Origin of the sequence: Hamadaea tsunoensis DSM 44101 (assembly GCF_000428945.1) — a bacterium.
Taxonomy (GTDB): Bacteria; Actinomycetota; Actinomycetes; order Mycobacteriales; family Micromonosporaceae; genus Hamadaea; species Hamadaea tsunoensis.
This window is the reverse complement of the sequence record NZ_AUAX01000040.1, coordinates 44,460-70,822: the sequence shown is the minus strand read 5'-3', so window position 1 is coordinate 70,822 and position 26,363 is coordinate 44,460. Positions and strand designations below refer to the sequence as shown.

The following is a 26,363-nucleotide window of genomic DNA, read 5'->3' as shown; positions in this document are numbered from 1 at the left end:
CCACCCGCAAACGCCGGCGCCGGCAACCACGACCACAACCAGGAGAGAGACACCGGCCCGGGGTCGCCGAACACCGTCACCGGATCCGGCGTGGCGGTGATCAGGAGCAACGCGAGCGCCGACGCCATCACCAGAAGGCGTAGCACTCTTCGATGTGGTCCGCGTACGCTGTAAACGTTTGCGACAAGGCGCGCGTGAGTCACGGGGACTCCTCTCCCGACCGTCCGCTGAGGATGCGCGCTGAGTCTGAACCCCAAGGATCGATCTACGCAATACGTAGACTATGGTGATCAAAGCGTGATAACCCCCACTGTGGACCGACCGGACACAGGGCCGCAGGTCGATGCGTCGGGCTTGCCGGAATATGTGACACTCCTCGGGTGACCTACCCCCCACAGTCGACTCCTCCCGAATACACGGGTTACACAGGGACGTTCCCGACGGCTCCGGTCTCGATGGGCGCCCCGACGCCGCCACCGAAGAGCAAGACTCCGCTGATCCTCGGGATCGTGGGCGGCGTACTCGCGCTGTGCCTCGTCGGCGGGTGCGTCGGCGCGATCGGCTGGTTCACGCTGAAGGGCAAGTCGACGCCCTCTTCGCTGACCGCCTCGCCGAGCTTCCACCTGGACGATCCCTCGCCGTTCCCCTCGTTCGACGACGAGCCCTCGCCGGAATCCCTGCCGACCACGGAGGCGGCCAAGCCGCCGGCCCCGGTGAAGGTCGGCGACTGCATCTCGGTCGACGAGTCCGGTAGCTACCTGGGCCTGGGCAACTGCAACGGCAGCCGGGGCACCTACCGCGTACTGTCCGTGGACGGCGAGCAGAACACGTGCTCGGACTCCGAGTCGCCCTACATCACGGTCGACACGTACCGGCTCTGCCTGGAGCTGTACCTGGTCCGCAACTACTGCTACAAGTTCCCCAAGGGCAGCGGCTGGGTCGTCGGCGCGTCCGCCTGCAAGGCCAAGGGGACCGTGCACATCATCGACATCGTGCCCAACGCGTCCAATGGGGACCGGTGCACGAAGGACTACAAGTGGAACCACTGGTGGCGGTTCGACCATCCCCGAGTCGTCTACTGCGTGATGCAGTACTGACGATGGTGACGCCGGGGGCGGATACGGTACAAAGACCAGCATGCGCCGGTCCGCCCTCATCGTCCTCAACATCGTGTGCGGCGCGCTGCTCGGTGTGGCGATCAACTTCGCGACCGGTGACAGCCCTTTCCGCGTACGCCTGATCGCCTGGCTCCTGGTGGGTGGCCTGGTGCTGACGGTGACCGTGCTCGAGTTGCTGAAGCACCGCGCGGCGGCCGACCGGCCCACCGAGCCGGCGCAGGCCCGGCGCGTCCTCATGGACCGGGTGCGGCGGTTCTGGCTCGCGGGCGTCCTGGAGCGCTCGCTGTACCACGAGGCGCGCATCGAGCTGCGGTTGAGCGCGACCGCCACGGACCACGACCATCCGTGGGGAGTGTCCGCCCGCGGCGCCGACGGCAGCGAGCCGCACTTCCCCGCGGGTACCGAGATGACCGTCCTGTACGAGCGGCTCGGCGAGTCCGTCGTCATCCTCGGTACGCCCGGTTCGGGCAAGACCACGATGCTGCTGGAGCTGGCCCGCGGGCTGCTCGACCAGGCGTCCGCCGACGACCGCCCGGTGCCGGTGGTGCTGCCGCTCGCCTCCTGGGCCGTACGCCGGGATCCGCTCGACGTCTGGATCACCGGCGAACTCGGCGCCCGGTACGGCCTGCCCCGGGAGCTCGCCGAACGCTGGGTCGCCGAGCAGCGGATCCTTCCCCTGCTGGACGGGCTGGACGAGGTGGCGGCCGAACACCGCGACGCGTGCGCGGCCGCGATCAACGCGTACCGGCATGCGCACAGCCTGGCCGGGCTGGTCGTCTGCTGCCGCATCACCGAGTACGCCGAACTGCGCGAACCGGTGGCCGCGGACGGGACGCTGACCATCGAGCCGCTCACCCGGCCGCAGATCGAGGCGTACATGGCCGGGGCCGGTCCGGGGCTCGACGGTCTGCGGTCGGCCCTGTCCGCCGACCCCGGGCTGTGGGAACTGGCCGATTCGCCGCTGCTGCTGAGCATCATGGCGCTCGCGTACCGGGACGGGCCCGGCCCCGAGAGCGCGGCCGGTGACCGCCGGCGGCGGCTGTTCGCCCACTACGTCGACGGGATGCTGCGCCACCGCCGCAACGCCGCCTACCCGCCCGAGGTCGCCCGCCGCTACCTGGGCCGCCTGGCGTACTTCCTGGTGGAACAGGCGCAGACGGTCTTCTACCTCGACATGCTGTACGTCGGTGACGGGCCGCGGTCGCTGGGGGCGCGCCCGTCCCGGCGTCGCGTCGCCGCGGTGACGGCGATCGGCCCGGCCCTCCTCGTCGGCCTGGTGGCGACCGGGCTGATGGGCTGGGTCGTCGGCCTGGCCGCCGGTGTGTACATGGGAGTGATGCTCTTCTTCGGTCTGGCGCTTCGTGGCTTCGACGAGTGGACCGAGGCGATCACGGCGGAAATGCTGATCGCCGACCCACGCAAGAGCTCGGACGCCTTCTTCCGCGAACTCATGGTGCAGATCCTGGCCGGTACCGTCGCGCTCAGATCCGGCAGGGGCGCCTTACGGCGCGAGCCGGGGCGGTGGCTGAAGATCAACGTACTCATGGGCCTCGCGGTGGCGGCGGCTGTCGCGATCGGGGTCCATTCCTCCCTCGCGGCCGCCCTGTGGTACTGGCTCGGATTCCTGGTGGTCACGACGAGCGCCTGGTCCATCGGGCCGCCGGTATTCCTGCTCTCCACCGAACTGCGACCGGCTCCCGGCCGGCGCGAGGTCCCCGGTCCCGCCGCGGCCGGGCGCGTCGCGGGAGCGGCTTCCTTCAGCCCGCTCGTCGGCGCCGGGTTCGGCGCGCTGGCCGGCGTGCTCGCCTCCCTCGCGCCCGATCCCGCCCTGCCACCCGTCCGGTTCGGCCTGGTCATCGGCCTCATGACGGCCTTGCTCATGTTCGCGCTCATCGCCGGCGCCCTCGTCGTCGAGCAGCTGTTCCTGCGGGCCGCGCTGCGCTCGGCCGGCATCGTCCCCTGGCCCTACCTGCCCTTCCTCGACTACATGGTCGAGTGCCTGATGCTGCGCAAGGTCGGCGCCGGGTACATCTTCGTGCACCGCGAACTCATGGAGTTCCTCGCGGTCGGTCCCCCAGTACGCTGACCGCCGCCAGCGCCTCCTCGACGGCCGCCGGGATGTCCACGACCGGGTACGCGGTGTGGCGTACCACGCGGTCGGCGTCGACGACGAGGATCACCCGCTTGTGCCGGATCTGCTGCGCGGCACGGAACGTCGGCAGCCGGAGTGCCGCCGACAGCTCCAGGTCCACATCGGACAGCAGCGGGAACGGGATCCGCTCGGCTTCGGCGAACGCGGCCTGCTCGTCGGGGCGCTGCGTACTGACGCCGTGCACGCTCGCCCCGGCCGCCGCGAACCGGGGCAGGGCGTCGCGGAAGAGCCGGTTCTCCAAGGTGCATCCCACCGCGCCCGGGATCGACGGCCAGTCGCGCGGCAGGGAACCCCCGGTCCCCGGGTACGCGAACAGCACGGTCGGCCCCTCGGCGGCCAGCACGTCGCGTTCCCCCTGGGTCGACGGCAGCACCAGCGGCGGCACCGGCGACCCTGTCAGCCCCTGCGTACGCGTACCGTCGAGGTCCGATCCGGCGGCGGTGAGCGTACCGTCGCCGAGCAGCCAGCGGTCGGCCCAGTCCTGCATGCCGACCAGCACCGGAACGAGCCCGTGCCCGGCGGGCGTCAGGTGGTACTCGTTGCGTACGGGCTGGGTCTGGTAGGGGCGGCGCTCGACGACCTCGTGCCCGACGAGGTGGCCGAGCCGCTCGGTGAGGACCTTGCGCGAGATGTCCAGCTCGGCGGCCAGTTCCTCGAACCGGTGGTGGCCGCGGGCGATCTCGCGCAGGACCAGCAGGCTCCACCAGTCGCCCAGGACGGCGGCGGCCTGCGCGATGCCGCAGGTCTCGTCCAGGGCCCGTGACTTAATCATGGACCCCATGGTACGTTCCGTTCCGGAACCCAGTCGGTTCCGGAAGAAGACTGGCTGGTCATCGGGGGCCCAAGATCCCGCTTGGGTCGATCGTCCTGCTCCAAGCGGGATCTTGCGAAAGTCAGCCGGCCGTCGTGCCGCGGAGGATGAGGACCGCCTCGCGCGGGAAGGTGGCGACCACTTTCGGCGCGCCGGCGTCGGCCAGCCAGGTCACCTGGATCGGCTCGGCGATCGGCGTGGGCGACCCGATGTCCACCCGGCGTACGCCGATGACCTTGTCGCCGTCGAACCCGCCGACGAGCCAGACCTCGAACCCCTCGACCTTCTCGGCCGGCACCGCCACCTCGCGCAGCACCTTGCCGTCGGCCAGCGACACCACGAACGCCCGGTTGCGCCCGCCGTCGTAGGCGAGCGCGAGGAAGTGCCCGGCCGAGTCCGGCGGCCCGGCGGAGATCACGGTCGATTTGTCGGCCAGCCGGGACCGGAGGTCCACGGTGAACTGGCGGGTGCCGCCACCGGCCGCCGCTACCCGGAACACCTCGGTGCCCGGCTCGGCCTTCACCGGAGCCGCACCGTCGTTGTAGCCGCGTACCGGCTTGCACAGCAGCTTGCCGTCGTCGAGGACCGCCACGACCCCGAAACCCCCGTCGCCGCAGACGTCCTGCGCGACCGGGGTACGCGTACCGGTGGCCGGATCCAGCTCGACCTGGGCGTCCTTGACATCCGCGCTGTGCACGTTCAGGAGCAGCAGGCGGCCGCCGGGCGACCAGAACCTGGGCATGTCGGTACGCGGCAGCGCGACCGTCGCGGTCCCGGTCAGGTCGCGCAGCACCCGGCCGCCGCCGCTGCCCCAGTTGGTCTCGGTGAGCCAGCGACCGTCCGGGGACAGCCCCACCCCGAACGTCGGATCGATCGGCACGGTGGCCCCCGGATCCTGGGCCGGCGTCGGCTGCGGCTTCGGCAGGGCGGTCTGCCCCAGCGGCACCAGGCGGTACTGCCGGCCGGTCTCGGTGACGAGATACACGTCCCGCGAGTTCGGGTCCGGCAGGTAGATCGCGGCCGACCGGCCGACCGGGGTCGCCGGCAGCGGGTCGGCCTTCTTCGGCACGGCGACGTCCCCCGGCCAGGTGGCCGAGACGAGCACGGGAGCCGCCGCCGGCGGCTCGTTGCGGTCCGCGCAGGCGGCGGCGAGGCCGACCACCAGCAGTACGGGCAGGACGCCCCATCGGTAACCCATGCCCGCTGAGACGAGCGACACGCTCCGATGGTTGCCGGAGTACCCGGTCGGTGGAAACCCCCGGATTCCGGCAACTTTCGCGGGTTCAGCCGTTCAGCTCAGCGTCTCGCGCAGCCGCGCCGCGAAATCGGCCGGCTTGCCCGCCCAGGGACCGTCGCCGCCGACGAAACCGCCGTGGTGGCTCGGGAAGATCACCGGTTGATGCCCCAGCCGCTCCGCGACCACGAACGCCGCCCGGTACGCCATCTCGCCCGACGAATCCTCGCCGGCCGCCACGATCACCCGGGTGGGGGCCGAGCGGACGGCGTCGAAGTCGGGGCGGAAATGCGTACAGGAGATGAGGTTCTGAGCCAGGAGCGCGTCGTCGCGCGAGCCGTCGTCGCCGGCGGGCATGCCGAACATGGCCGGGTCGGGGCCGGGCTGCTCGGCGAAGCCGGCGGGGAACTCGCCGCGGTGGCCGGTGGTGGCGATGAAGCGCGACATGCCGGCCCCGAAACCCTCCGCCTCGTACGCGGCGCCGATCGCGAGGATCGCGGCGCTCGCCCGGTCGGCGTCCGGCAGCAGGGTGGCCGTCGGCGGCTCGTGCGCGACCAGCGTCCGGAGGTCCCCCGGGTACGCGGCCACGAGCGCGAGCGCGTTCACCGCTCCCCCGCTGCTGGCGAACGCGTCCACGGGGCCGCCGCCGAGCGCCTCGATGATCGCGTGCAGGTCGGACGCGTGCTGTTCGGGCGTGGACGTGCGCTGCGCGTCGGTACGCGTACTGCGGCCCACGCCGCGCGGGTCGTAGGTCACGACCGTCCGGTCCGGGAAGTGCCCGGCCAGCTCGACGAAGCCGGACGCGTCCATCGGGGAGCCGAACATCAGCAGCGGCGGCTCGGTGGCGGCCCGCCCGTCGACGGCCGGCCGCACGTCGTAGGTCAGGATGACGCCGGGAACGTCGATCGTGTGGGTCTGAGGCTCGGTCATGGGGCTTCCCTTCGCGGCGATGCTGTCGTCCTGCGCGCGGTAGACGACACGCCCACGCGAAACTCATCGCCCCCGCCGCCCCCCAGTCTCGACGATCTTGCGCGAGTGTCCGGGCTTTCCCGGCAATTCGATCAGGTTGTGCGACACTCGCGCAAGATCGTGGAGAGGCCTGGGCGGAGCGCGGCGGCCACGCGGGCAGGGCGGGCGGCAGGGTCCCGGGCAGGCGGCCTGGGGCGTGCCGACCTGGATCCGGCCGCCGAGGCACGCGGCCGTCCGCCGGTTCCCGCCCGTACCATGACGTCGTGCAGGAAGATCCGCTCGCGACCGCCCAGCAGCACGCGAGTACCGGCGACCACGGCACCGCGATAGCCCTGGCCCGCGGGCGGGAGGCGGAACTGCTCGGCGTGCCCGCCGACGATCTCGAATCCGCCGTGACCCTCCTGTGGGTACGCCTGCACCTCGCCCGCTGGCTCGCCATCCAGCGCAAACCCGACCGCTGGGCGGCGCTGGGCGTCCTCGACGCCGCCCTGCAGACCTGGCGCTCCGACGTCGTCCAGCGCTCCGAGATGGTCCACCTGCTCGGCGCCGAGCTCATGTCCCTGCGCAGTTTCGTGCTCCGCCAGCTCGGCCGGGCCGCCGACAGCCTGGCCGCCAGCAGCGCCGCCCTGACCTACTTCGGCGAACTCGACCAGGTCGCGCCCGGCATGCTGTCGAAGGCGGGGCGCGTACCGATCCTGCTGAACGAGGGCGCGGCGCTCGCCGACCTCGGCCGGACCGCCGAATCGCTCGTCCCGCTCACCGACGCCCTCGACCTCGTCCGGGCCGGCGGCGGGCCGCGCGACGTCGAGACTGAACTGCTCGTGCTGCGCAGCACCTCGCTCACCCTGCTCGGCCGGTTCGACGAAGCCGCCGACGACGACGCCCAGGCGATCGCCATCGCCCGCACCGGCTCCGGCCGCGCCACCCGCAACCTCCTCGTGGCGGCGCTCAGCAACCACGCCACCACCCTCACCCGGCAACGCCGGCTCGACGAGGCACTGTCCGCTGTGGACGAGGCGCTGCGCGTACTGGAGGAGGCCGGCGAGAACGACCGGCGGCGCTGGGGCATCCCGCTCACCACCCGCGCCGAGATCCTGCTCGCCCAGGGCCGCCGCGCGGAGGCCGCCGGGTCCGCGCGCCTCGCCGAACCGATCATGCGGGAGTACGCGCAGGAAGTCCCGCTGCTCGTCGCGAGCTCACTGGCGAACGTCTTCCTGCTCATCGGGGACGCCGAGGACGACCTGGCGTACGCGCGGGAGGCGCTGGCACGGTTCACGGCGCTGAAGGAGGAGTTCTCGGGCCGCTACGACTACTGGTGGCGCCGCTCGACGGAAGTAGTCGACCGACTGAGTCCCCGGCAGGACAAAGATCATTAAGGTCAAGATCTTCTTGTCCCGGGCTCGCCGACCTCACCTCCGCTCCTCCCGCGGGAGACCGCTCCGACCCGTACGCCCCATCCAGCAGGGTGATCGTTTACGGCTGAGGCGCGGAAAGGGTCACCCGATACATGATCGTTTACGGTTCTGGAGCGCACTGACCGGCTTTCGCTGCACCTGAAGCGTCATTGATCATGCAGATCGGGCCGGAATTACACCTCAGCCGTAATCGATCAAGAAACCTGAACCCGGCGTCCGCATGGCGGAAGATCGTTTCCACATCACGAGCACGATGCATGGCGCGGCGGCGTAGACATGATCCCATCCTCAGCTCCCCAACGGGTCGCCGCTCCGCACCGCGGACGAATCGCCGAAGCACCTGTGCGAGGCGTTCGACAGCCTTGATCATGTCACCGATATATGTCGAAATCCGGCCGCCGCAACATATACGCGTTACATGATCACGGCCGGGCGATCCACTCCGACATATGCACGCGACATGATCAAGCGACCCGCCCAAGCCACCGGAGGGCCGCACATTCGCGCAAGATCGCCGGGAGTCAGGGCGGTGGAAGGGGCCGGAGCGGGGTGCCGAGGATGGTGGCGAGCGGGACCAGGCCGAAGGTACGCGAGTCCGCGCTGTGCGGGTTGTCGCCGCGTACCAGCATCTGTCCTGAGGGGACGGTCGGGCCGGGGACCCAGGCGGACAGGTCCGGCGGCACGGGATCGCCCGGCACGGCGACCGCCCGCTTCACCAGCCACGCGAGATCCGTCGGCCCCGTCGAGGGCGGCATCCGGAACACCACCACGTCCCCGGCGCGTACGCGTCGACGGCGCACGACCAGCAGCCGTCGGCCGTCGGCGAGGGTCGGGGTCATGCTCCGGCCGGTCACGGTGATCAGGCGCAGCCGCCACCGGGCCAGCCCGAGCAGCAACACGATCACCGTCGGGAACACGAGGATCATGCCCGTACCCGCTCGTCCTGGTAGTCGGCCGCCTGCAACGAGAACAGCCGCGCGTACGCTCCCCCGGCGGCCATGAGCGTGTCGTGGTCTCCGATCTCGGCGACCACGCCGCCGTCGAGGACCACGATGAGGCCGGCGTCGCGCAGCGCGCTGAGCCGGTGCGAGATGAGCAGCCCCGCCCGGCCGGTACGCGCCTGCCGCAGTGCCCGGGTCAGTTCGTGCGCCGCCTGCGGGTCGAGGGCCGCCGTCGGCTCGTCGAGGATGAGCAGGTCGGCGTCGTCGCGCAGGAGCGAGCGGGCCAGCGCCACCCGTTGCCACTGGCCGCCGGACAGGGCCGCGCCCTCCTCCCCGTCCTCGCCGGCGAAGATGCGGCTGAGCATGGTCGCGTACCCGCGCGGGAGGGCGGCCAGGGTCTCGTCGATCCGGGCGGTACGCGCCGCGCCTCGGATGGCGTCCGTGTCGTGCAGCCGGGTGGGCTCGCCGACGCCGATGTTCTCCGCCGCCGTCAGGTCGTACGCCATGAAGTCCTGGAACACCGCGCCGATCCGGCGGCGGAGGCTCGCGGCGGACAGGTCGCGGACGTCCTCGCCGTCCCACAGGATCCGCCCGCGTTCGGGGTCGTAGAACCGGCAGGCCAGCTTCACCAGGGTGCTCTTGCCCGCGCCGTTGACGCCGACCAGGCCCACCAGCGACCGTGCCGGGATGGTCAGGGTGACGCCGCGCAGCACCCACGGGCCGTCGGGGCGGTAGCGGAACCAGACGTCCTCGAAGGTCAGCCCGAGCCGCAGCGGCGGCGCCGGCCGTCCACCGTCCACAAGCGACGCATCGGTGCCGACGAGGCGGGCGTAGTGGCCGAAGAGGCGTACGGTCGCCCCGACCTCGCCGAGCTGGGCGAGGACCGCGGACAGGCCGCCCTGCAGGCTCGCGAGCGCGCCGAGGAACAGGGTCAGGTCGCCGATGCCGAGCTCGCCGCGCAGCACTCCGCGCAACGCCACCACCGTTCCGGCCGCCAGGACCGCCGCGCTGGCCAGCGCGAGTCCCGACTGCACCAGCGCCGCCTGGCGTCCCGCGCGCAGCTCCACCGCGTACGCCTGGCGCAGCGCGCCCAGCATCCGGTCCCGGAACAGGTCGCCCAGGCCGAAGATGCGGCTCTCCCGCGCGGCGCGTACATCCGTCAGGAGGCTCTGGAAGAGGGTGCGCGCGCGGAAGGAGGGGTTGGCGGCCTCGGCCGCGGCGGCCCGGCGGCGGGCCAGGGCGAGCTGGATGAACAGCTCGGGGACCGCGGCGGCGAGCAGCAGGGCGGCGATGGACGGGTTGAGCGTGACGAGCACGGCGGCGAACCCGGCCACCCGCAGGACGCTCTGCCCGGCGGTGACGGCGAAGGAGACGATCACCTGCGGCGCCTGCTGCGCGGCCTGTTCGGCGAGGGCGAGCCGGTCACGGAAGGCGGGCTCCTCGAAGGGCGCGATGCCGACGAACCCGGCCACCCGGCGGTACAGCTCCTCCCCCGCCGCGAGCGCGACGGCCGCCTGCGCGACCGCGTTGACCTGCGCGGCGAGGTAGCCGAGCACGACCGACAGGCCGCCGAGGACGGCCCCGGCGACCGCGAAGCCGATCACCCGCGGCGCCGGGGCGCCGGTCGCGAGGCCGTCGAAGACGACTTTGGTGCACCAGGCGGCGCCGATCGGCAGGAGTCCGGTGAGGACGGTGAGCAGTGCCAGCGTCACGGCGGCGGCCGGATGCGCCCGCCAGCCCAGCCGCAGCGCCAGGCCCACCGTCCTTCGACCGGCGGCCATCAGACCGCGACGGCGGGCCGGCGGCGGGTGAGCCGGTGCTCGGCCGCGACCACGACACCATCCTGAATGGACACGACGGCGGGGAAGCCGCTCACCGACAGGGCGCTGGTGGCCGAGTCGAGCATGTCGTACGCGGTCCGCCGCACCCCCGACAGCTCGGTCAGCATCGGACCGGCGGCCTCGGCGTCGCCGGAGACGAGGATGAACGCGTCCCCCTCGGCCAGGGTCGGGTCCTCGGCCAGCCGGTCGGCGAGCTCGCGGCACGGCGAGCAGCTCGGCGACAGGATGATGATCTGGTGGTGGCCGGTGGCGAAGGTGGCGTCGGTGACGGTCTGCCCCTCGGTCGTGACGACCTCGAAGCGGCCGACGCGGCTGCCGACGTCGGGCAGCGCCTCGCCGGTGTCGGCGGCCGGGGCCGGCGGCGACACCCGCAGCTTGCGGATGATCGCCAGGCTGAGCAGCAGGTTGAGCGCGGTGACCGCGGCGACGAGGATCAGGCCGGCGGTGAGTAGGGCGATCATGTCGGTCCTTCCGGTCCCGGAGAGGATGAGGGGGCCCGGCGCCGATGGCGGACGGCGGCGGGCCCGGCGTGCCTCGGTGCTAGCAGATGTTCTGGCTGCGCTGCGAGTAGCACAGCGCCTTGCTGGAGTCGCTGACGCAGACGCCGTTGCAGTTGTAGTGCGCCTTGCGGTAACGCCAGTACCAGTAGCCGCCGGAGCAGTAGCCGTCGACCTTGACGCAGACGCTGCACGCCTGGCCGTTCTCCGGTACGCACGCGCCGGCCCGCTCTTCGCGGAGCAGCAGGCCGAGCATCCGGTCGCCGAGGTGGGCGAGTTTCGTCATCGAACCTCCCATGTCTCGTGGGGACTTCGACGCGTACCCTGTCGTATCCCGTTGCGGAGACGCTGCGCTTCGGCTGCGGACGATCATCCCTGCTCGGGTTGCCATCCATTGTGGATCATCCAGGCGGCCAGCTCCTCGGCGTCCGCCGCGCCCAGCGACCGGTAGACCGACAGCGCCTCGGCCGCCGACGCCCGCGCGCCCGGCTCGTCGCCCGCCGCAAGGCTCGTCGCCGCGAGCGTCGACAGGCCCCGGGCCAGCGCGAACGGCTCCTCCCCCGCGCGCAGCAGGCCGACCGCGTCCGACAGCACCGCCACCGCCTCGGCCGGGCGGCCCTGCTCCCGCAGCAGCCGGCCGGTCAGCCGCAACGACGTCGCCTCGCCCCACGCGTACCGCATCCGGCGGAAGGCGCTCAGCGTCGCGCCGAGCAGACCCTCCGCGCCCGCCAGATCACCCGCCGTGATCAGCAGGTTCGCCAGCTCCTGCCGGGCCACCGCGGCGCTGAGCGGGTCGGCCAGCCGCTCCGACAGCGCGATCGCCCGGCTGAGGTGCGCCCGCGCCCGATCGAGGTCGCCGAGGGTCGACCGGATGTTGCCGAGCGCGCTGTGGACGGTCAGCACCCCCCACGGCTCGTCCAGCGTTTCGAAGATCACCAGCGCCCGTTCCAGCAGGTCCGCCGCGTACGGCGACGCCGGCTGGTAGGCCGCGTACCGCATGCCGAGCACCGACAGGGCGTAGCCGTGATCGGTCCGGTCGACCCGCCCCCAGTCCAGCGCCGCGAACGACGACCGCAGCGCCGCGTCGGCCGCCCGCAGGTTCCCGGTGCGGCGCAGGCCGATCGCCAGCGACAGCCCGGCCATGGCGGCGTAGCGGCGCAGCTGCGGGTCCGCGGCACCCCGCGCGGCCCGCCGCGCCGCCCGCAGGTACGGCAGAGCGTCGCCGTGCCGCGACTGCCACCGCAGCATGGTCCCGTAGGACAGCCGCAGCAGCGCGAGACTCGCGCTCGTCACCTCCATCGGGTACGCCGAGAGCACCGCCTGGTGGCTGGTCTCCCACTCGTCCACCAGGCCGTGCAGCTGGAGATAATTGGCGAGGCTGGTCGCGAGCCGGGCGGCCGTCTCCAGCCGGCCCAGCCGCACGGCCTGCGGAACGGCGGCCAGCACGGCGTCGGCGTGGGCGGCGAACCAGGCCAGCGCGGCCTCCCGGCTGGGGCGCGGGCCGTCCGGTTCGGGCAGCGGGACCACCCGGCACGGCAACGCCGTCGCGGCCAGCAGGGCCGTCTCGATCAGCGCCGCGTGCAGCCGGCCCGGATCAGGCTCCGCCCCACCGGTACGCGTCCGCGCGTAGGCCCGGACGAGGTCGTGCATCGCGTACCGGTCGGGGCCGGCCGGGGCGGCGAAATGCGCGTCGGCGAGCTCCTCCAGGTGCCGCTCGGCGTCCACTTCGGACGTCTCCAGCAGGACCGCGGCCAGCCACGGCGTACAGACCGGCAGCCCGAGGCCGCTCCAGAGCGCGCCGAGTCGCCGGGCCGGCTCGCCCAGCGCCCGGTAGCCGACGTCGAACGCGGCCCGCACGTCCAGATCGCCGGCCCGCAGCTCGTCCAGCCGCCGGTGCTCGTCGTCGAGCCGCCCCGCCAGCCGGGCCAGCGACAGGTCACCCCGCTGCGCCAGGCGTACGCCGGCCACCCGGATCGCCAGCGGCAACCCGGCACAGCGGCGGACGACCGCCAATGCCGCCTCGGGTTCGGCCGCCGTACGCGCCGCGCCGCCGACCCGCCCGAGCAGATCGACCGCCTCGGCGTCCCCGAACGACCCCACCGGTACGCCGACCGCCCCGGCCAGCCCACCCAGCGCCGGCCGGGCCGTCACGATCAGTCCACTGTCACCGGTCGGGATGAGCGGGCGTACCTGGGCCTCGCCGGCCGCGTCGTCGAGCACCACGAGGACCCGGCGGCCGGCCAGCACCGACCGGTAGAGCGCGATCCGCTCGGCGGGCTCGGCCGGGACGGTCGCCGCGGCCACGCCCAGCGACCGCAGGAACGCCCCGGCCACCGCCGGCGCCGCCACCGGGTCACCCGAACCGGCCCGCAGATCGGCATAGAGGCAGCCGTCGGGGAACGACGACTGCGCTTCGTGCGCCGCGCGTACCGCCAGAGTGGTCTTGCCGATGCCCGACGGCCCGGTGACCGCGACGATGCGGCAGGCCCCCGGCGCCGCCGGCGCGCGCAGGGCGGACAGGACGGCGGCGAGCTCGGCCGGGCGGCCCACGAAGTCCGCGGTGACCGCGGGCAGCTGATGCGGGTGCGGGGCGACCGGCTGGGCGAGAATCTCGCGATGCAGGCGCTGCAGGTCCTCGCCGGGATCGAGGCCGTGCTCCTCGGCCAGCAGCGCCGCCCCCGCCCGGTACGCCTCCAGCGCCTCCGCCTGCCGCCCGGACCGGTGCAGCGCGACCATGAGCTGACCGCGCAGCCGCTCCCGCAACGGGTGGTCGGCGATCATCCGCGCCAGCTCGCCGACCAGTTCCGTGTGCTCCCCCTGATCGAGCCGCACGTCGACGAGGTCCTCGGCGGCACTGCGGCGCAACTCCTCCAGCCGCTGCGCCTCGGCCGCGACCGGCGGCAGCGGGACATCCTGGAAGGCGTCCCCCCGCCACCACGCGAGCGCCTCGGTCAGCAGCTCCCGGGCCTGCGCGGCGTCCCCGGCGGCGGCCCGGTCGCGGGCCTGCTCGATGGCGGCGACGAACTTCGCGGCGTCGTACTCCTCGCAGCCGGCCCGCAGCAGGTACCCCGGCGGCCGGGTGACGATCAGCTCCTCGCGGGTACTGGTGCGCCCCACCGACCGCCGCAACGACGAGATCACCCCCTGGACGCGATTACGCGCCGACCGCGGCGGATCATCCGGCCACAGGATGTCGACCAGCCGGTCGATCGTCACAAGCTTGCCGACATGGGCCGCGAGGACGGCGAGGACGCGGCGTTCCAGCGGAGGCAGGTGCACCGGGGCACCACCGCAGACGACCTCGACGGGGCCGAGGACACAGATCATCGATGATCTTCCGCGCACGGGGGCAGCCTACGCCTGCGGTGTGTCAAGACCCTCCTCACGCGACACGTACACCTCGATGCCGTCGAGGATGCGCGCGAGGCCGAAGTCGAAGCCGTCGTGCGCCGGTTCCTCCGCGAGGAAGGCCGGATCCTCCAGCACCTCCGCGACGGCGAGCAGGTTGCGCGACCGCAGCCGGCCGTCCAGGAAGACGCGTACGGCCCGCATCGCCTGCTGCCGTTCGGGATTCGCGCGCCGCAAGGCGGCCGGGGTCGGCGTGTTGCGCCGCAGGTTGGCCCCGTACCGGGCATGGCTGTCCAGCAGGTACGCGCACGTCAGCATCTGCCGCGCCGCCATGCCGGTCGGCTTGAGCGCGGTGATCAGGGCATCCAGCCACGCCGCGTTGTGCGGGGTCAGCGGGACGGTCGTCGGCACGTCCAGCAGCCACGGGCGGGCGAGGAACCGTTCGAACAGCTGGTGTGACCACAGCGTCGCCGCCGCCCGCCAGTCGCCGGCCGGCAGCGCGGGCGGTTCGCCCCAGGCCCGATCAGCCAGCAGGACGAGAAGCTCCTCTTTGGACGCCACATACCGGTACAGCGCATTGGCTGTCACGCCGATCCGGCCGGCCACCTTCGGCAGCGAAGCCGCCGCGATGCCCTCCTCGTCGGCCAGTTCCGTCGCGACCGCGATGATCTCCTCGACGCTGTGCGCCGGCTTCGGCCCGCGCCGCCCCTCGACGTCGACGGCCCCCCAGGCCGCCGCCAGCCCGGGCGGCAGCGCGTCGAGGTTCACGTCCTGCGCAGGCGCGTGATCCGGTACGCCGTCGCGGCCAGGGCTCTTACGTGGGGTCATGCCGGCTTCCCTTCGGAGTTCTCCGCAAAATTGTAGACGCCTTACACAGTTGTTGTTACTGTGCATGGCGTGAACACTTCATCCCTTACACAGTTTCAGCTCCCCGGCACCGCCCGACGCTGGATCGGCTGGGCCGCGCTCCTCGGCGCCGTCGCCGCGATGGCCGAACTCCCCCTCTACTTCGTGGTACGCGCCTGCGACGCGGCGAAGTGCGGGGTCGACACCGGCAGCCCCATGCCGGACTCGCTGGTCCTGACCCGCTCGCTGTTCAACTTCCTCGCGCTCACACTGTTCCTGGTCTTCATGACCGGTGTCCGGTACCTGATCGCGCGCGCCGACGCCCGGTACGAATGGTTCGGCACCGTGGCCGGTACCGCCGGCGTCGCCTGGGCGATCATCGACATGGTGGCCAAGGGACTCGAAGGCGGCACCGCCATCAAGACCCCCGAGTGGATCGACCCGACGCGTACCGTCCCGACCTACCTGCTCTACGGCTCCATCAGCCACCTGATGCTGCTCGTCTTCGGCCTCGCCTTCGGGTACGCGGTCCTGCGTACCCGCGCCCTGCCCCGGTGGGTCGGCTGGACGTCGTACGCCGTCGCGGCGCTCCACCTGGCGGCGGTCCCGTCGATGTACTTCGGCTACAACTCGTCGGAGTTCTACGCCGCCAACGGATGGGGATCGGTCGCGATGTTCAACGGGTACGCGGCGATCTGGCTGGCGGCCGTCGGGGTCGCAGTCCTGAAGAGGAAGGATCCGACGGCGTACGCCAACGCCAGCTAGAGATCATCAATCGTCGATACCAGGAAGTGGCCTCTTCGTTCGCACCGAAGAGGTCACTGGTTCGATCTCAGCATCATCCACCGAGGTCAAGGGCCGTGACGAGATCCGCGCCAAGATGCCCGAGGTGTACGCCGTCCGCGCCATCGACGCCCTCCAGGCGATGTCAGCGGTTGAACCAGACGACCAGGCGGCAGTTCGCAGTTCCGTGGAGGCGGCCGAGCACGTCCATCAGTTCCCACACCGGGCGCCAGTCGCCGTCTTGAGGGATGACGTCGCCCCGGGTGAGCCGCTCCGCCCTGTACTGGACGTTGCCCATGGTCCAGATGCTGCCATCCGGCCAGGCTTGGAGAGGTTCGCCCGGAGCGGGGGCGGCCACGCCCAGGGCCTCGAAAGCCTCGCGTGACCAGGCTGCCTTGTCCTTGAAGACCCACTGGCCGGCATCGTCTTGTTCGTAGCGGTGCAGGCGCGTATCGGCATGGTCGGCCGGCTCGCTCCAGTCGATCTGCTGGATCTCGTCCCACCCGATCCATGTCGGCGACAGGCCGTCGTGGCCAGATTCGGAGCGAAGGTCGTTGAACGCCCGCCGAGTGCGTTCCGCCGCGTCGGCAGGCAGTCCCCGTTCCCCGGCGATGGGCCGGAACCCGGCGTAGTTCATCACGCCGAACAGACATCCGAACGCGTCGTAGTCTCGGGTGGCATACAAGCAGTCCAAGTGGACCGCAGTCTCCCACTCGATCTCACTCGGCAGATCCGGCCAGATCACCCATGGCCGAACTTCGATGAATCCGTCAATGTCCATGCCCACCGGCCAGAGCATGCCACCAAGATCGGCTCAGGGCACCCGGTTTCCGAACCGCTGTAACGATCGGCCTTGCGCGGTCACTGAGCTTTGACCCGAGATGACGGGACGCGCTGCCTGGCGAGCCGGCACCGTGGGCGAGCATCCCGATCTTCAAACTAACGCTTGTAAGGTTACGGTCGTTACGCTAACCTCACCTAACATACGTAAGGTTACGGACGTAATCCTATGCCGTGGGATGAGGGAGAAGCCATGGAAACGCAGCTCACGGGTCATCCGAGACGGCGGCCCGCGCTGGCGGTGCTCAGCCTGACGCTGGTCGCGGTCACGCTCGACAATTCGGTGCTCAACACGGCGCTGCCGTCCCTGGCCAAGGGGCTGCACGCCACCACGTCGGACCTCCAGTGGATCACCGACGCGTACACCCTGGTCTTCGCCGCCGCGCTGATTCTGGCGGGCAGCCTCGGTGCCCGGCTCGGCGCCCGCCGCGCGCTCATCGGCGGCCTGGTCGTCTTCGCCGGCGGATCGGCGGCCGCCGCGTTGTCGCACAGCCCGGCCCAGCTCATCGGCTGGCGGGCACTGATGGGCCTCGGCGCGGCGTTCGTCATGCCCGCCACCCTCGCGATCATCACCCAGATGTTCCCGGTCGCCGAGCGGCCCAAGGCTTTCGCCGCCTGGTCGGCCGCCGCAGGCGTCGGCATCCTGATCGGACCGGTCACCGGCGGCGCGTTGCTGGGACATTTCTCCTGGAGCAGCGTCTTCTGGATCAACGCCCCGGTGGTCGCGGCCGCCCTGGTCGCCATCGCCGCCGTCGTGCCCACCGTCGCGCCGCAAGCCACCGGACGGCTGGACCTGCTCGGCGCGGTGCTGTCGACCGCAGCGGTGGCCGCGCTCGTCGACGCCATCATCGAGGCTCCCGAGCGCGGCTGGCTCGCTCGCGCCACCTTGGGCGAGTTTGCCGTCGCGGCCGTGCTCAGCGGCGCTTTCGTCGCTTGGCAGCTGCGCGCGAAGCAGCCTCTCGTGCAGTTGCGGATGTTCGCCAACCGCCGCTTCGGCGTCGCCGCCCTGGCCCTGGCGGTCACGTTCTTCGCCCTCTTCGGCACGCTGTTCGAGCTCTCCCAGTACCTTCAGCTCGTGCACGGCTACAGCCCGCTCGTCGCGGGCCTCGGCGCCATGCCGTTCGCCGTCACCATGGCCACCGCGTCGGCCACCTCCGCGCTGACCACCAAGCGCCTCGGCGTCCGGGGCGCGGTCATCACCGGCCTGCTCCTCGTCGCCGCGGGGCTCGCGGCCCTTTCCACCACCTCCACGGGTACGCCTTTCGCCACCATCGCCGCCTCGACGGCCGTGATCGGCGCGGGCATGGGCATGTTGATGGCCCCCGCCAGCCTGGAGATCACCGGATCGGTGCCCGGCAGGTACGCGGCGATGGCCGGCGCCCTCAACAGCGTCACCCGGGAACTCGGCGGCGTCCTGGGCATCGCGGTGATCGGCACGATCGTGGCGGCCGGGTACCGCAGCGCCATGCAGGACTCGCCCACCGTCGCCGGCCACGACCTCCCGTCCGCCCACGCGGTGGCGGCCCACCTGCCCGCCGACACCGCCGCGCCGCTGCTCGACGCCGCGAACCAGGCGTTCACCGCCGCGATGGACCGCGGGGCCGTCATCGCCGCGATCATCGCGGCAGCCACGGCGCTGCTCGTGTTCGTCGCACTGCCGCGCCGTGCTCCGCGGCCAGGGGTCGCCGTGGTGACGGACTCGGTGGTGTCTGGTCCGGAGCGGACGTTGGAGAAGGCATGATGACGTGGTGAAAACGTCTCCGGAGGCCAAGGGCCGCACTCGCAACCGTCGGGGCGAGGGCGGCCTGCTCCGCGACGAGATCGTCGCCGCGGCCGAACGCATTCTCGAACGCGAGGGCGCCGAGGACGCGATCACGCTGCGGTCGGTGGCCCGCGAGGCCAACATCGCCGCTCCATCGATCTACTCCCACTTCGCCGACCGCGACGCGATCATCGACGCGGTCCTCGACATCGGCTACGAGCGGCTGCGGATGCTGATCGTCGACGTCACGGCCGCCGAACCGGATCCCGTCGCGCGGCTGCTGGCCGGGGCCCGCGCGTACGCCGAATTCGCCATGACCGACCCCGCCCGCTACCGCGTCCTGTTCGGACGGTCGCGGGCACCGGAGGCGCCCGGCCTCTCCGGGCCGCCGCTGGAGACCATCGAGGGTCTGCCGGACGTGTGGCAGCGGCGGCTGGACGCGTTCCGGACCCTCGTCGACGCGATCGCCGCGTGCGCGGCGGCGGGCCGGTCCGACAGCACCGACCCGTTCTCCGACGCGACTCTCTTGTGGACCTCCATGCACGGTGCGGTCCTGATGCGCCAATTCGTGCCGCGCTTCCCGTGGCCGCCGCTGGACTCGGCGGTGGCGGAGCTGGCCCACCGGATCGGCCGGATCCGCGACTGAGCCCGGCGGCGAACGGAGCGCGAGCCCGCTACCAGCGGATCAGTGCACGCTCATCGGGGCTTGTGAACCGTCGGCCGGATTCGAACCGGCGTCTACGCATCCCCGAAGGCGTGCGTGATCCTGGGCCACTGGACGACAGGCAGGAAGCGAGAGTATTTCGCCGGCAACCACACCGCGAGCGATGTGAGCCCCAAAACCATCATCTTCTGCTCCACCTTCGTGGGGCGGCTCTACGGGCATGTCATACGGGTCGATCGTCGAGGCGGATCGCGACCGGGCGGATGTCGGTGACATCGTTGCTGCACAGCAGCCAGCCGTAGCTGAAGTCGCAGTCCTCGTACGCTCCACCCAACCGCCTGAGCGTCGTGACGGCGAGCGGCACACCCGATCGCAGGTCGATGTAGCCGAAGATCGTCTCGTGCTGAGCGCGCGCGTGGGACGCGACGACAAGCGTGGCGGTGCCGCGGCTGGCGAACTGAGCCACCCAGATCCGGTCGGCGTCCACTCGGACGAGCCGCCAGACGCCGATGTCGGCGAGGACATGTCCCGTCGCGGTCTCGACGATCTGGTTGGTGTCCATCGGCACACCCGGCGTGACGACGCCGGATCGGTGCTGCTCGCCGATGATGAACTGCCGGTCGCCGCGATCGACGACAGTGTGCAGCAGGAACTGCGCTTTGGAATAGAGGATCTCGCCGTGAAGGTCGTAGACCTTCATCTCGACTCCGCCGCGCTGGCAGATGAGATCTCCGCAGAGCCATAGGTCGGGCGGGAAACTCGCGCTGTTCGTGATGTTCAAGTGCGCGATCTGGCGCAGGTCATGGCTGTCGAAGACGCCTACGCCCGGGTAGACGATCGGCCCGGAGTCGGGAACGGAGGGTGGAACGGCCAGGATGTATCTCGCCGACCCGCCGATGATCCAGTAGCCCTGGGGAAGTGTTCCGACGAGGCGCGCACGTCCGGTCGCCAGGTCGACTGCCCGCACCGTGCCATCGCGGGCGGTCGACCACTGCGAGCGGCCGTCGAAATAGTTCGACGATTTCAGCCAGGGGGACCGCCAGATCTCCCGACCGGTACGCGCGTCGGCGCCGACGGCATCATCGGAGCACCCGTTGCACCAGATCGGCACGATGGCGCCGATCGTGTTGGACAGGACGGCACCCTTGCGGCGCCATAACTCGCCACCGGATCGGAGATCCACGGCGATCGTCTGATCGGTGCCGGATTTAAGGATCTCCCGCGTCGCATCGGAGTATTGGAGGGCGCTCATGATGAGTACGCCATCGACGATGCGCAGCGACTGCAGGTGGCCGATGCCCGGATCGCGCCGCCACAGCTCCCGTCCGTTGTACAGGTCGAGCACGCCGACGGCATCGTCGTGGATGGAGCTGCGGGCGGCGTACCCGTCGCCGATCAGGGAGTAGTACTCGCCCTCGGCCAGCGCCGGCAGCACCACCCGGGTCACGTCCGGGCTGGGCAGCGCGACGGCCAGCATGGCCAAGACCAACGCGAACCGCGCCCAGCGCCACGACGATCGCATGCTTCCCCCGTCACCCACAAGATCGAAACTGGACGGTATCAGTGGGACGCAACAGGCCGCTGCCACCTCGAACGGTGGCAGCGGCCTTCGAGCACCCTACGATCAGACGAGCCGCCAGAGATGGTCGCCGGAGCCGTTGTCGTCCCAGAGCACCACCTGCGCCCCGAGCGCCGTCGACGCCCCGCTGACGCCCAGCACCCGCCCTCCGTTCGCGCACTGGATGCGGAACGCCCCGTTGCTGCCGTACCGCAGGCGCCAGCGGTGGTCGGCCGTGCCGTTGTCCGACCACTGCACGGCCCGCGAGCCGTTGGCCGTGGCCGCGTTCTCGATGCCGAGCACCTTGCCGCTGTTGGCGTTGCGCAGTCTGAAGTAGCCGCCGCTGTCCACGACCGCGCTCCACAGGTGGTCCGCCGTGCCGTTGTCCTCCCACTGCACGACCAGGCCGCCGTCGGCCTGGGACATGTCCTGTACGCCCATCAGCCGCCCGGTCCCGACGTTCAGCAGCCGGAACGTGCCGACCGGCAGGAAGCGCCAGTTGTTGTCGGCGGAGCCGTCGTCGGGTGCCTGGACGGCCTGGGCGCCGGAGGCCGTGGAGTTGCCGGAGATGCCGAGGACCTTGGAACTGTTGACGTTGCGCAGCTTGTGCCCGCCGTCGCCGTTGTCGACGACCGTCCACCGGTGATCGGCGGTGCCGTTGTCGGTCCACTGCAGGACGATCGCGTTGTCGGCCGTCGACATGTTCTGTACGCCGAGCACCTTCGCGCTGTTGATGTTGCGCAGGCGTACGGCGGTGCCGTCGACGATCATCTCCCAGTTGTGGTCGGCGGTGCCCGAGTCGGCCCACTGTACGGCGAGGCCGCCGTCCGCGGTGGACATGTTCTGGACGCCGAGGACCAGGCCGCTGGCGACGTTGACGAGCCGGAAGCCGGGTGCCGTCGTGCCGGTGCCGCTGCCGGTGTTCCAGTAGACGGCGTAGTTGAAGCCCTGCGCGTCGTGGAACGGACCGAGGTTGACCGTCGAGCCGTTCGCGGTCGCCGTGAACGCGAGCGCCGTGCTGCTGGTACGCGTGACCGACGACGCGGTCAGCACCGGCGGTGCCGACAGGCTGGTGCTGCCGTAGTTGCCGGCCAGGACCGCCGGCCCGTAGGTCAGCGCCACGACGTTCGCGTTGTCGTTCGCGGGCCGGACGACGACCGCCATCGGCAGGCGTACGGTGACGACGTCGCCGGAGGTCCATGACCTGGTCAGGGTCGCGTAGGTGCCGGGCGTGGCGGTGATGTTCTGGGCCGTGCCGTTGACGCTGATCGTCGCCCCGGTGGCCCACCCCGGTACGCGGATCTTCATCGACCAGGAGCCGCTCACACTGCCGGTGACGGTGAGGGTCGTGGTGTCGCTCGCGGGATACGTCGTGCTCTGGGTGACGGTGATGCCGCGCTGGGACCAGGTCAGCACCGACGGCGTGAACAGGTTCACGTACAGCGTGGTGCCGTTGTAGAAGTAGACCGAGTCCATCAGCTTCGTGTTGGCCTCCAGGCCGGTGCCCTGGCAGCACCAGAAGCTGGCGTAGTCGGTGCTCCACGTGCCGCCGCCCCAGGCCGGGCCGACGCCCCGGCGGCCGCCGGGGTTGAGCGGGGTGAAGTAGGTGACGTGCCCGTGGGCGTCGGCCGGGTTCTGCGCGCCGATGACGTGGTTGAGCAGTGCCCGCTCGTAGAAGTCGACGTAGCCGGCCTGGTCCGGGTTGAGCAGCCACAGCTCGCGGGTCAGTTTGAGCATGTTGTAGCTGTTGCAGTGCTCGCAGGTGTCCTGCGTCAGGTACGCCGCGATCGCCTGCGGCGCCCGGAAGTGCTCGGCCTGGCTGTTGCCGCCGATCGCGTACGTGTGGGCGTTGACGCAGATGTTCCACGCGTTGGTGGCGATGTCGCGGTAGCGCGTGGTCCCGGTCGCCTTGTACTCCCGGGCCGCCCCGATCCACTTGGGCACCTGCGTGTTGGCGTGCAGCCCGCTGAGGCTGTCGGTGTTGGCGGCCAGCGGCGTGAACACCGCGGCGTGGTCGAACCGCTGGGCCGCGGTCAGCCAGCGGGCGTCGCCGGTCTGCTGGTACAGGTCGGTCAGCACCGCGTTCATGCCGCCGAACTCGGTGTTGAGCACGGACTGCATCGTGCCCGAACTCAGCCGCGCCGTACGCGTGTCCACCCATCCGGCCAGCGCGAGCAGCACGTCGCGGGCCTGCGTGCTGCCGAGCAGCCGCCAGACGTCGAGCAGGCCGGCCATCGTCTTGTGGACGCAGTAGTACGGGACGTTGCCGTTGGTCAGCGTCCCGCCCTCCAGCGCGGTGAAGTCCGACTCGGGGAAGCCGGACAGGTAGCCGGCGGCGAATCCGGCCGTGCCGTTGTTCGCCTGGCACGCGGCCAGCCCGGCGACCATCGCGTTCGCCTTGTCGCGGCAGGTGGTGTCGCCCAGGACCGCGTACGCCTGCGCCCAGGCGGTCAGGAAGTGGCCCTGGACATGGGTGCGGAACGGGAAGCTGGGCGCGTCCCAGCCGCCGGTGGCGGTGGCGCCGGCGGTGGACAGCCTGTGGTTGGCGCGGAAGTTGTACAGCAGCCGGTCGACGTCGACGAACTTCAGGTAGGCGAGCGTCCGGTTCTGGTTGTCCAGCCAGCGGCTGGACGTCAGCTGGACCTGGCCGAGGTCGAACGCGTACGCGCCGACCCCGGTGTCGGACCGGGCGGGCGGGACGGCCGCGGCGGCTGCCGGGTCCGGGTGCAGGAGTTCCAGCGCGGGCAGGGCGGCGGCCGACAGGCCGGCGGCGCGCAGCAGCCCGCGCCGGCTCAACGAGAGGTCGGCGGGCGGGTTCGCAGGACGGGAGGGCATCGCGAGTCTCCTCACGGGACGGTGGCGACCCGCCGAGGACGAGCGGGTCAGACCTCGCAGTGTTATCGTTCACATCGGCCGCCGTCAAGGTCTTGCGACAACCTGGGACAGGCCCGACGGCTCGCCTTCCGTGACCGCGACAACCAGTCCAGCCAGGCAGCATCACCAGGCACGGCATCGTCCCACTTGAACAGTGCGGCCAGATGTGGCACCGTCGGACAGGGTGGATGGGAGCGTTCCCATCGATCCCGCCTTGTTAGCGTTCACATTCACCACCGCCGGAAGGAGTCCCCGGTGCCCCGCCCGTCCCTCCGCGCCCGGCTCGTCATCGCCGCGGCCGCCGCCGTCCTCAGCGCCACCGCCCTGCCGCTGATCGGACATCCCGGCGCGTACGCCGCCGCCACCGGCCCCTGATCCCCCCGAACTCCTGCGGCCGGCCCGCCGATTCCCCGGGCCGGCCGCAGGCTCTACCAGCGGTTCAGCGGTTCAGCGGGTCAACGGATCAGCCGGTCGGCGATCCCGGCCGCCGCGAACGCCGCCTCGACGTCGGCGTACCCCTCGGTGAAGTGCGACCAGCTGTCCACATGCGCCACCACGACCGTACGCGCGCCCAGCAGCTGCGCCGCGCGGGCGGCCGCCGGGCTGTCCAGGGTCAGCAGCGCCCCGTCGAACAGAGCCGTACGCGCCGCGCCCGCGTACAGGATGGCGGTGTCCACGGGGCCGAACCGCGCGGCGATCTCCTCGACGACGGCGAGCGAGGCGTTGTCGCCGCTGACGTAGACGGTGGGCAGGCCGTCGCCGGTGAGCACGAAGCCGGTGACCTCGCCGGTGACGGGCTCGCAGCCGTCGGGGCCGTGCTGCGCGGGCACCGCGGTGACGGTGAGCGTGCCACCGTCCGGACGCGACAGCGCGGTGGACTCCCACGGCGCGAGGGCGCGGGCGCTGCCGCCGAGCCGCTGCGTGCCGGTCGGCGTGGTCAGCACCAGCGGCACCCGCCCCAGGTACGCCCGCCCGGCCGTGTCGAGGTTGTCAGGGTGCTGGTCGTGCGAGAGCAGCACCACGTCCACGGGCCCGATCTCCTCGGGGCCGGCGGCGGGCGCGGCGGTCTTGGTGAGGACGTGGCCGCCCGGGCGCGGGTAGTCGCCGGGCTGGTCGAAGGCGGGGTCGGTCAGGAACCGGATGCCGCCGAGTGCGAACTGGACGGTCGGGCCGCCGAGGACACGGGGGGTCTGCATGGCACTTCCTCACGGATCTTGAAACTTCTGCTCCCTCGAAACATAGCTCGGAAGATCACTTGCACAGTGTTCAAGCACTCGTCTACAGTCCCACTTGAACGTTGTTCAAGTCATGGGGAGGACAGCATGGAACTGCACGAGGTCGTCACCGCCGTCGCGGCGAAACACCGGATCCCGGGCGCGGCGGTCGGCGTGCTGGTGGACGGGCGGGAGCACTTCGCGGCCGCCGGGGTCACCGACATCGAGAACCCGCTGCCCATCGACGAGCACACCCTTTTCCCGATCGCCTCGGTGACCAAGTCCTTCACCGCCACCGCCCTGATGCGCCTGGCCGCCGAGGGCAAGGTCGATCTGAACGCCCCTGTCCGCACCTACGTCCCCGAGCTGCGACTGTCCGACCCGGACACGACCGAGCGGGTGACCGTGCTGCACCTGTTGAACCACACCGCCGGGCTGGAATGGAACCTGATCGACCCCGACCCCGTCGAGGACACCCTGGCCGCATTCGTGGCCAAGCTGGCCGGGCTGAAGACGATCGCGCCGGTGGGCGCCCGGGTCTCCTACAGCCAGGCCGGCTACAACCTGGCCGGGCGCGTGATCGAGAAGGTCACCGGAATGTCCTATGAGGAATCCGTCGGCCGGCTGGTGCTGCGACCCGCCGGACTGGCCGACACCGTCTTCGCGATGGACGACGTCGCCCGCCGCAGGCACGCGACCGGCTACAACCGCGACGACGACGGCACACCGCGGCCGGCCACCTCCTGGAAGGGCGACCGGGGCAACCATCCCGGCGGCGGCGCCGCGTCCACCACGGCCGACCTGCTGCGCTGGGCGCGCGTACAGCTGGGCGACGATCCGGCCGTCCGGCGCATGCAGGAGCCGACCGCCGAACTGCGGGCGAGCACCCTGGGCGACGCCATGGGCATCTGCTGGTTCATCAAGGACATCGGCGGCGTACGCACGATCGGCCACGGCGGCTCCGGCAACGGCCAGTTCAGCGACCTGCTGATCGTCCCCGGACGTGGCTTCGCGGTGGTGTCCCTGGCGAACTGCGGCCCCGACGGCTACTTGTTCAACCAGGCGATCACCCAATGGGCGCTGGAGCACTACCTGGGCGTCGTCGAGCAGCCCCCGCAGCCCGTCGCGTACGACGAGGCGCGGGCCCGGGAAGCGGCGGGCCGCTACGAGATCGACGTGATGAACCTGGACGTCGCGACCGACGGCGAGCGGATGACCCTGGCGGTCGGGATCAAGCCGGAGATCCGCGCGGCGTCGGAGACCGAGATGCCGGCGGACTACCCGGCCGCGGCGATGGGCTTCCTGCCCAGCGACGGCGACGGCGACGAGTACGTGATCACCGACGGCGGGCTGGCGGGGCAGCGCGGCTACTTCACCCGCTCTGCCCAGGGGGTCATCACCGGCATCGACCTGGCCGGCCGCCTCTTCACCCGCATCCCCTGAGGCCCCCCCACCGCTCCCCTCCCCACCCCGCCGGCCGCCGGCCGCCGGGCCCA

20 protein-coding genes are annotated in these 26,363 nt (G+C 71.5%); 7 read left to right on the top strand and 13 right to left on the bottom strand.

Going from position 1 to position 26,363, the window contains the following annotated elements; genetic code table 11:
• Nucleotides 1-380 precede the first annotated feature (380 nt).
• Both G401_RS0136220 and G401_RS0136215 read left to right on the top strand, forming a co-directional pair.
• Entirely contained in the window at nt 381-1,097 is a 717-nt protein-coding gene (locus G401_RS0136220) for a hypothetical protein (protein ID WP_157546719.1), read from the top strand.
• Between the two features lie 40 nt (nt 1,098-1,137).
• Nucleotides 1,138-3,204: an NACHT domain-containing protein gene (locus tag G401_RS0136215; protein ID WP_027346332.1), complete on the top strand. Its 2,067-nt coding sequence runs from the start codon at nt 1,138-1,140 to the stop codon at nt 3,202-3,204.
• Here the strand turns inward: G401_RS0136215 and G401_RS50870 are convergent.
• From G401_RS50870 to G401_RS0136200, 3 genes are all read right to left on the bottom strand, one after another.
• Complete coding sequence (locus tag G401_RS50870) at nt 3,167-4,042, bottom strand: winged helix-turn-helix transcriptional regulator (protein WP_051367726.1); 876 nt, start codon at nt 4,040-4,042, stop codon at nt 3,167-3,169. The two genes, G401_RS0136215 and G401_RS50870, sit on opposite strands and share 38 nt — an antisense overlap.
• A 121-nt stretch (nt 4,043-4,163) precedes the next feature.
• On the bottom strand, nt 4,164-5,300 hold the full coding sequence (locus tag G401_RS0136205; protein ID WP_157546718.1) for a hypothetical protein: 1,137 nt from the start codon (nt 5,298-5,300) through the stop codon (nt 4,164-4,166).
• A gap of 72 nt (nt 5,301-5,372) precedes the next feature.
• On the bottom strand, nt 5,373-6,245 hold the full coding sequence (locus G401_RS0136200) for an alpha/beta fold hydrolase (protein ID WP_027346330.1): 873 nt from the start codon (nt 6,243-6,245) through the stop codon (nt 5,373-5,375).
• Between the two features lie 302 nt (nt 6,246-6,547).
• On the opposite strand from G401_RS0136200, the gene G401_RS0136195 reads away from it, so the two are divergent.
• The gene (locus tag G401_RS0136195) at nt 6,548-7,660 is read left to right on the top strand and encodes a tetratricopeptide repeat protein (RefSeq protein WP_027346329.1); all 1,113 of its coding nucleotides are present in this window, start codon (nt 6,548-6,550) and stop codon (nt 7,658-7,660) included.
• Nucleotides 7,661-8,220: 560 nt separating this feature from the next.
• On the opposite strand, the gene G401_RS0136190 is transcribed toward G401_RS0136195, so the two are convergent.
• From G401_RS0136190 to G401_RS0136165, 6 genes are all read right to left on the bottom strand, one after another.
• Nucleotides 8,221-8,625, bottom strand: a complete 405-nt coding sequence (locus tag G401_RS0136190; protein ID WP_034594147.1) for a S26 family signal peptidase — start codon at nt 8,623-8,625, stop codon at nt 8,221-8,223.
• Nucleotides 8,622-10,400, bottom strand: a complete 1,779-nt coding sequence (locus G401_RS0136185) for an ABC transporter ATP-binding protein (RefSeq protein ID WP_245602012.1) — start codon at nt 10,398-10,400, stop codon at nt 8,622-8,624. Before G401_RS0136185 ends, G401_RS0136190 begins: the two co-directional genes overlap by 4 nt.
• A 20-nt stretch (nt 10,401-10,420) precedes the next feature.
• Nucleotides 10,421-10,942 carry a hypothetical protein gene (locus G401_RS50865; RefSeq protein WP_051367721.1) on the bottom strand — a complete coding sequence of 174 codons (522 nt, stop codon included), beginning with the start codon at nt 10,940-10,942 and terminating at the stop codon, nt 10,421-10,423.
• Between the two features lie 79 nt (nt 10,943-11,021).
• Complete coding sequence (locus G401_RS0136175) at nt 11,022-11,264, bottom strand: hypothetical protein (protein ID WP_027346326.1); 243 nt, start codon at nt 11,262-11,264, stop codon at nt 11,022-11,024.
• Nucleotides 11,265-11,347: 83 nt separating this feature from the next.
• Nucleotides 11,348-14,323: an AfsR/SARP family transcriptional regulator gene (locus G401_RS50860; protein ID WP_211240949.1), complete on the bottom strand. Its 2,976-nt coding sequence runs from the start codon at nt 14,321-14,323 to the stop codon at nt 11,348-11,350.
• A 9-nt stretch (nt 14,324-14,332) separates the two neighbouring features.
• A complete protein-coding gene (locus tag G401_RS0136165) occupies nt 14,333-15,154 on the bottom strand; it encodes a TetR/AcrR family transcriptional regulator (RefSeq protein WP_169734291.1) in 822 nt (273 codons plus the stop codon).
• A 69-nt stretch (nt 15,155-15,223) separates the two neighbouring features.
• Between G401_RS0136165 and G401_RS0136160 the strand changes: the two genes are divergently transcribed.
• A complete protein-coding gene (locus G401_RS0136160; RefSeq protein WP_064741944.1) occupies nt 15,224-15,937 on the top strand; it encodes a hypothetical protein in 714 nt (237 codons plus the stop codon).
• A 163-nt stretch (nt 15,938-16,100) separates the two neighbouring features.
• On the opposite strand, the gene G401_RS0136155 is transcribed toward G401_RS0136160, so the two are convergent.
• Nucleotides 16,101-16,754 (bottom strand): hypothetical protein, encoded by a 654-nt coding sequence (locus G401_RS0136155; RefSeq protein ID WP_051367714.1) that lies wholly within the window; start codon nt 16,752-16,754, stop codon nt 16,101-16,103.
• Between the two features lie 234 nt (nt 16,755-16,988).
• Between G401_RS0136155 and G401_RS50855 the strand changes: the two genes are divergently transcribed.
• Complete coding sequence (locus G401_RS50855) at nt 16,989-18,536, top strand: MFS transporter (protein WP_064741943.1); 1,548 nt, start codon at nt 16,989-16,991, stop codon at nt 18,534-18,536.
• A gap of 7 nt (nt 18,537-18,543) precedes the next feature.
• Nucleotides 18,544-19,203: a TetR/AcrR family transcriptional regulator gene (locus G401_RS0136145; RefSeq protein WP_027346322.1), complete on the top strand. Its 660-nt coding sequence runs from the start codon at nt 18,544-18,546 to the stop codon at nt 19,201-19,203.
• A 241-nt stretch (nt 19,204-19,444) separates the two neighbouring features.
• Here the strand turns inward: G401_RS0136145 and G401_RS0136135 are convergent, their stop codons facing one another.
• From G401_RS0136135 to G401_RS0136120, 3 genes are all read right to left on the bottom strand, one after another.
• Nucleotides 19,445-20,743 (bottom strand): PQQ-binding-like beta-propeller repeat protein, encoded by a 1,299-nt coding sequence (locus tag G401_RS0136135; protein WP_027346321.1) that lies wholly within the window; start codon nt 20,741-20,743, stop codon nt 19,445-19,447.
• 102 nt (nt 20,744-20,845) lie between these two features.
• The gene (locus tag G401_RS0136130; RefSeq protein ID WP_034594143.1) at nt 20,846-23,614 is read right to left on the bottom strand and encodes a beta-L-arabinofuranosidase domain-containing protein; all 2,769 of its coding nucleotides are present in this window, start codon (nt 23,612-23,614) and stop codon (nt 20,846-20,848) included.
• A 494-nt stretch (nt 23,615-24,108) separates the two neighbouring features.
• Nucleotides 24,109-24,849 carry an MBL fold metallo-hydrolase gene (locus G401_RS0136120; protein WP_027346319.1) on the bottom strand — a complete coding sequence of 247 codons (741 nt, stop codon included), beginning with the start codon at nt 24,847-24,849 and terminating at the stop codon, nt 24,109-24,111.
• A gap of 126 nt (nt 24,850-24,975) precedes the next feature.
• Between G401_RS0136120 and G401_RS0136115 the strand changes: the two genes are divergently transcribed.
• Nucleotides 24,976-26,310, top strand: a complete 1,335-nt coding sequence (locus G401_RS0136115) for a serine hydrolase domain-containing protein (protein ID WP_027346318.1) — start codon at nt 24,976-24,978, stop codon at nt 26,308-26,310.
• The last annotated feature ends 53 nt before the right edge of the window (nt 26,311-26,363 follow it).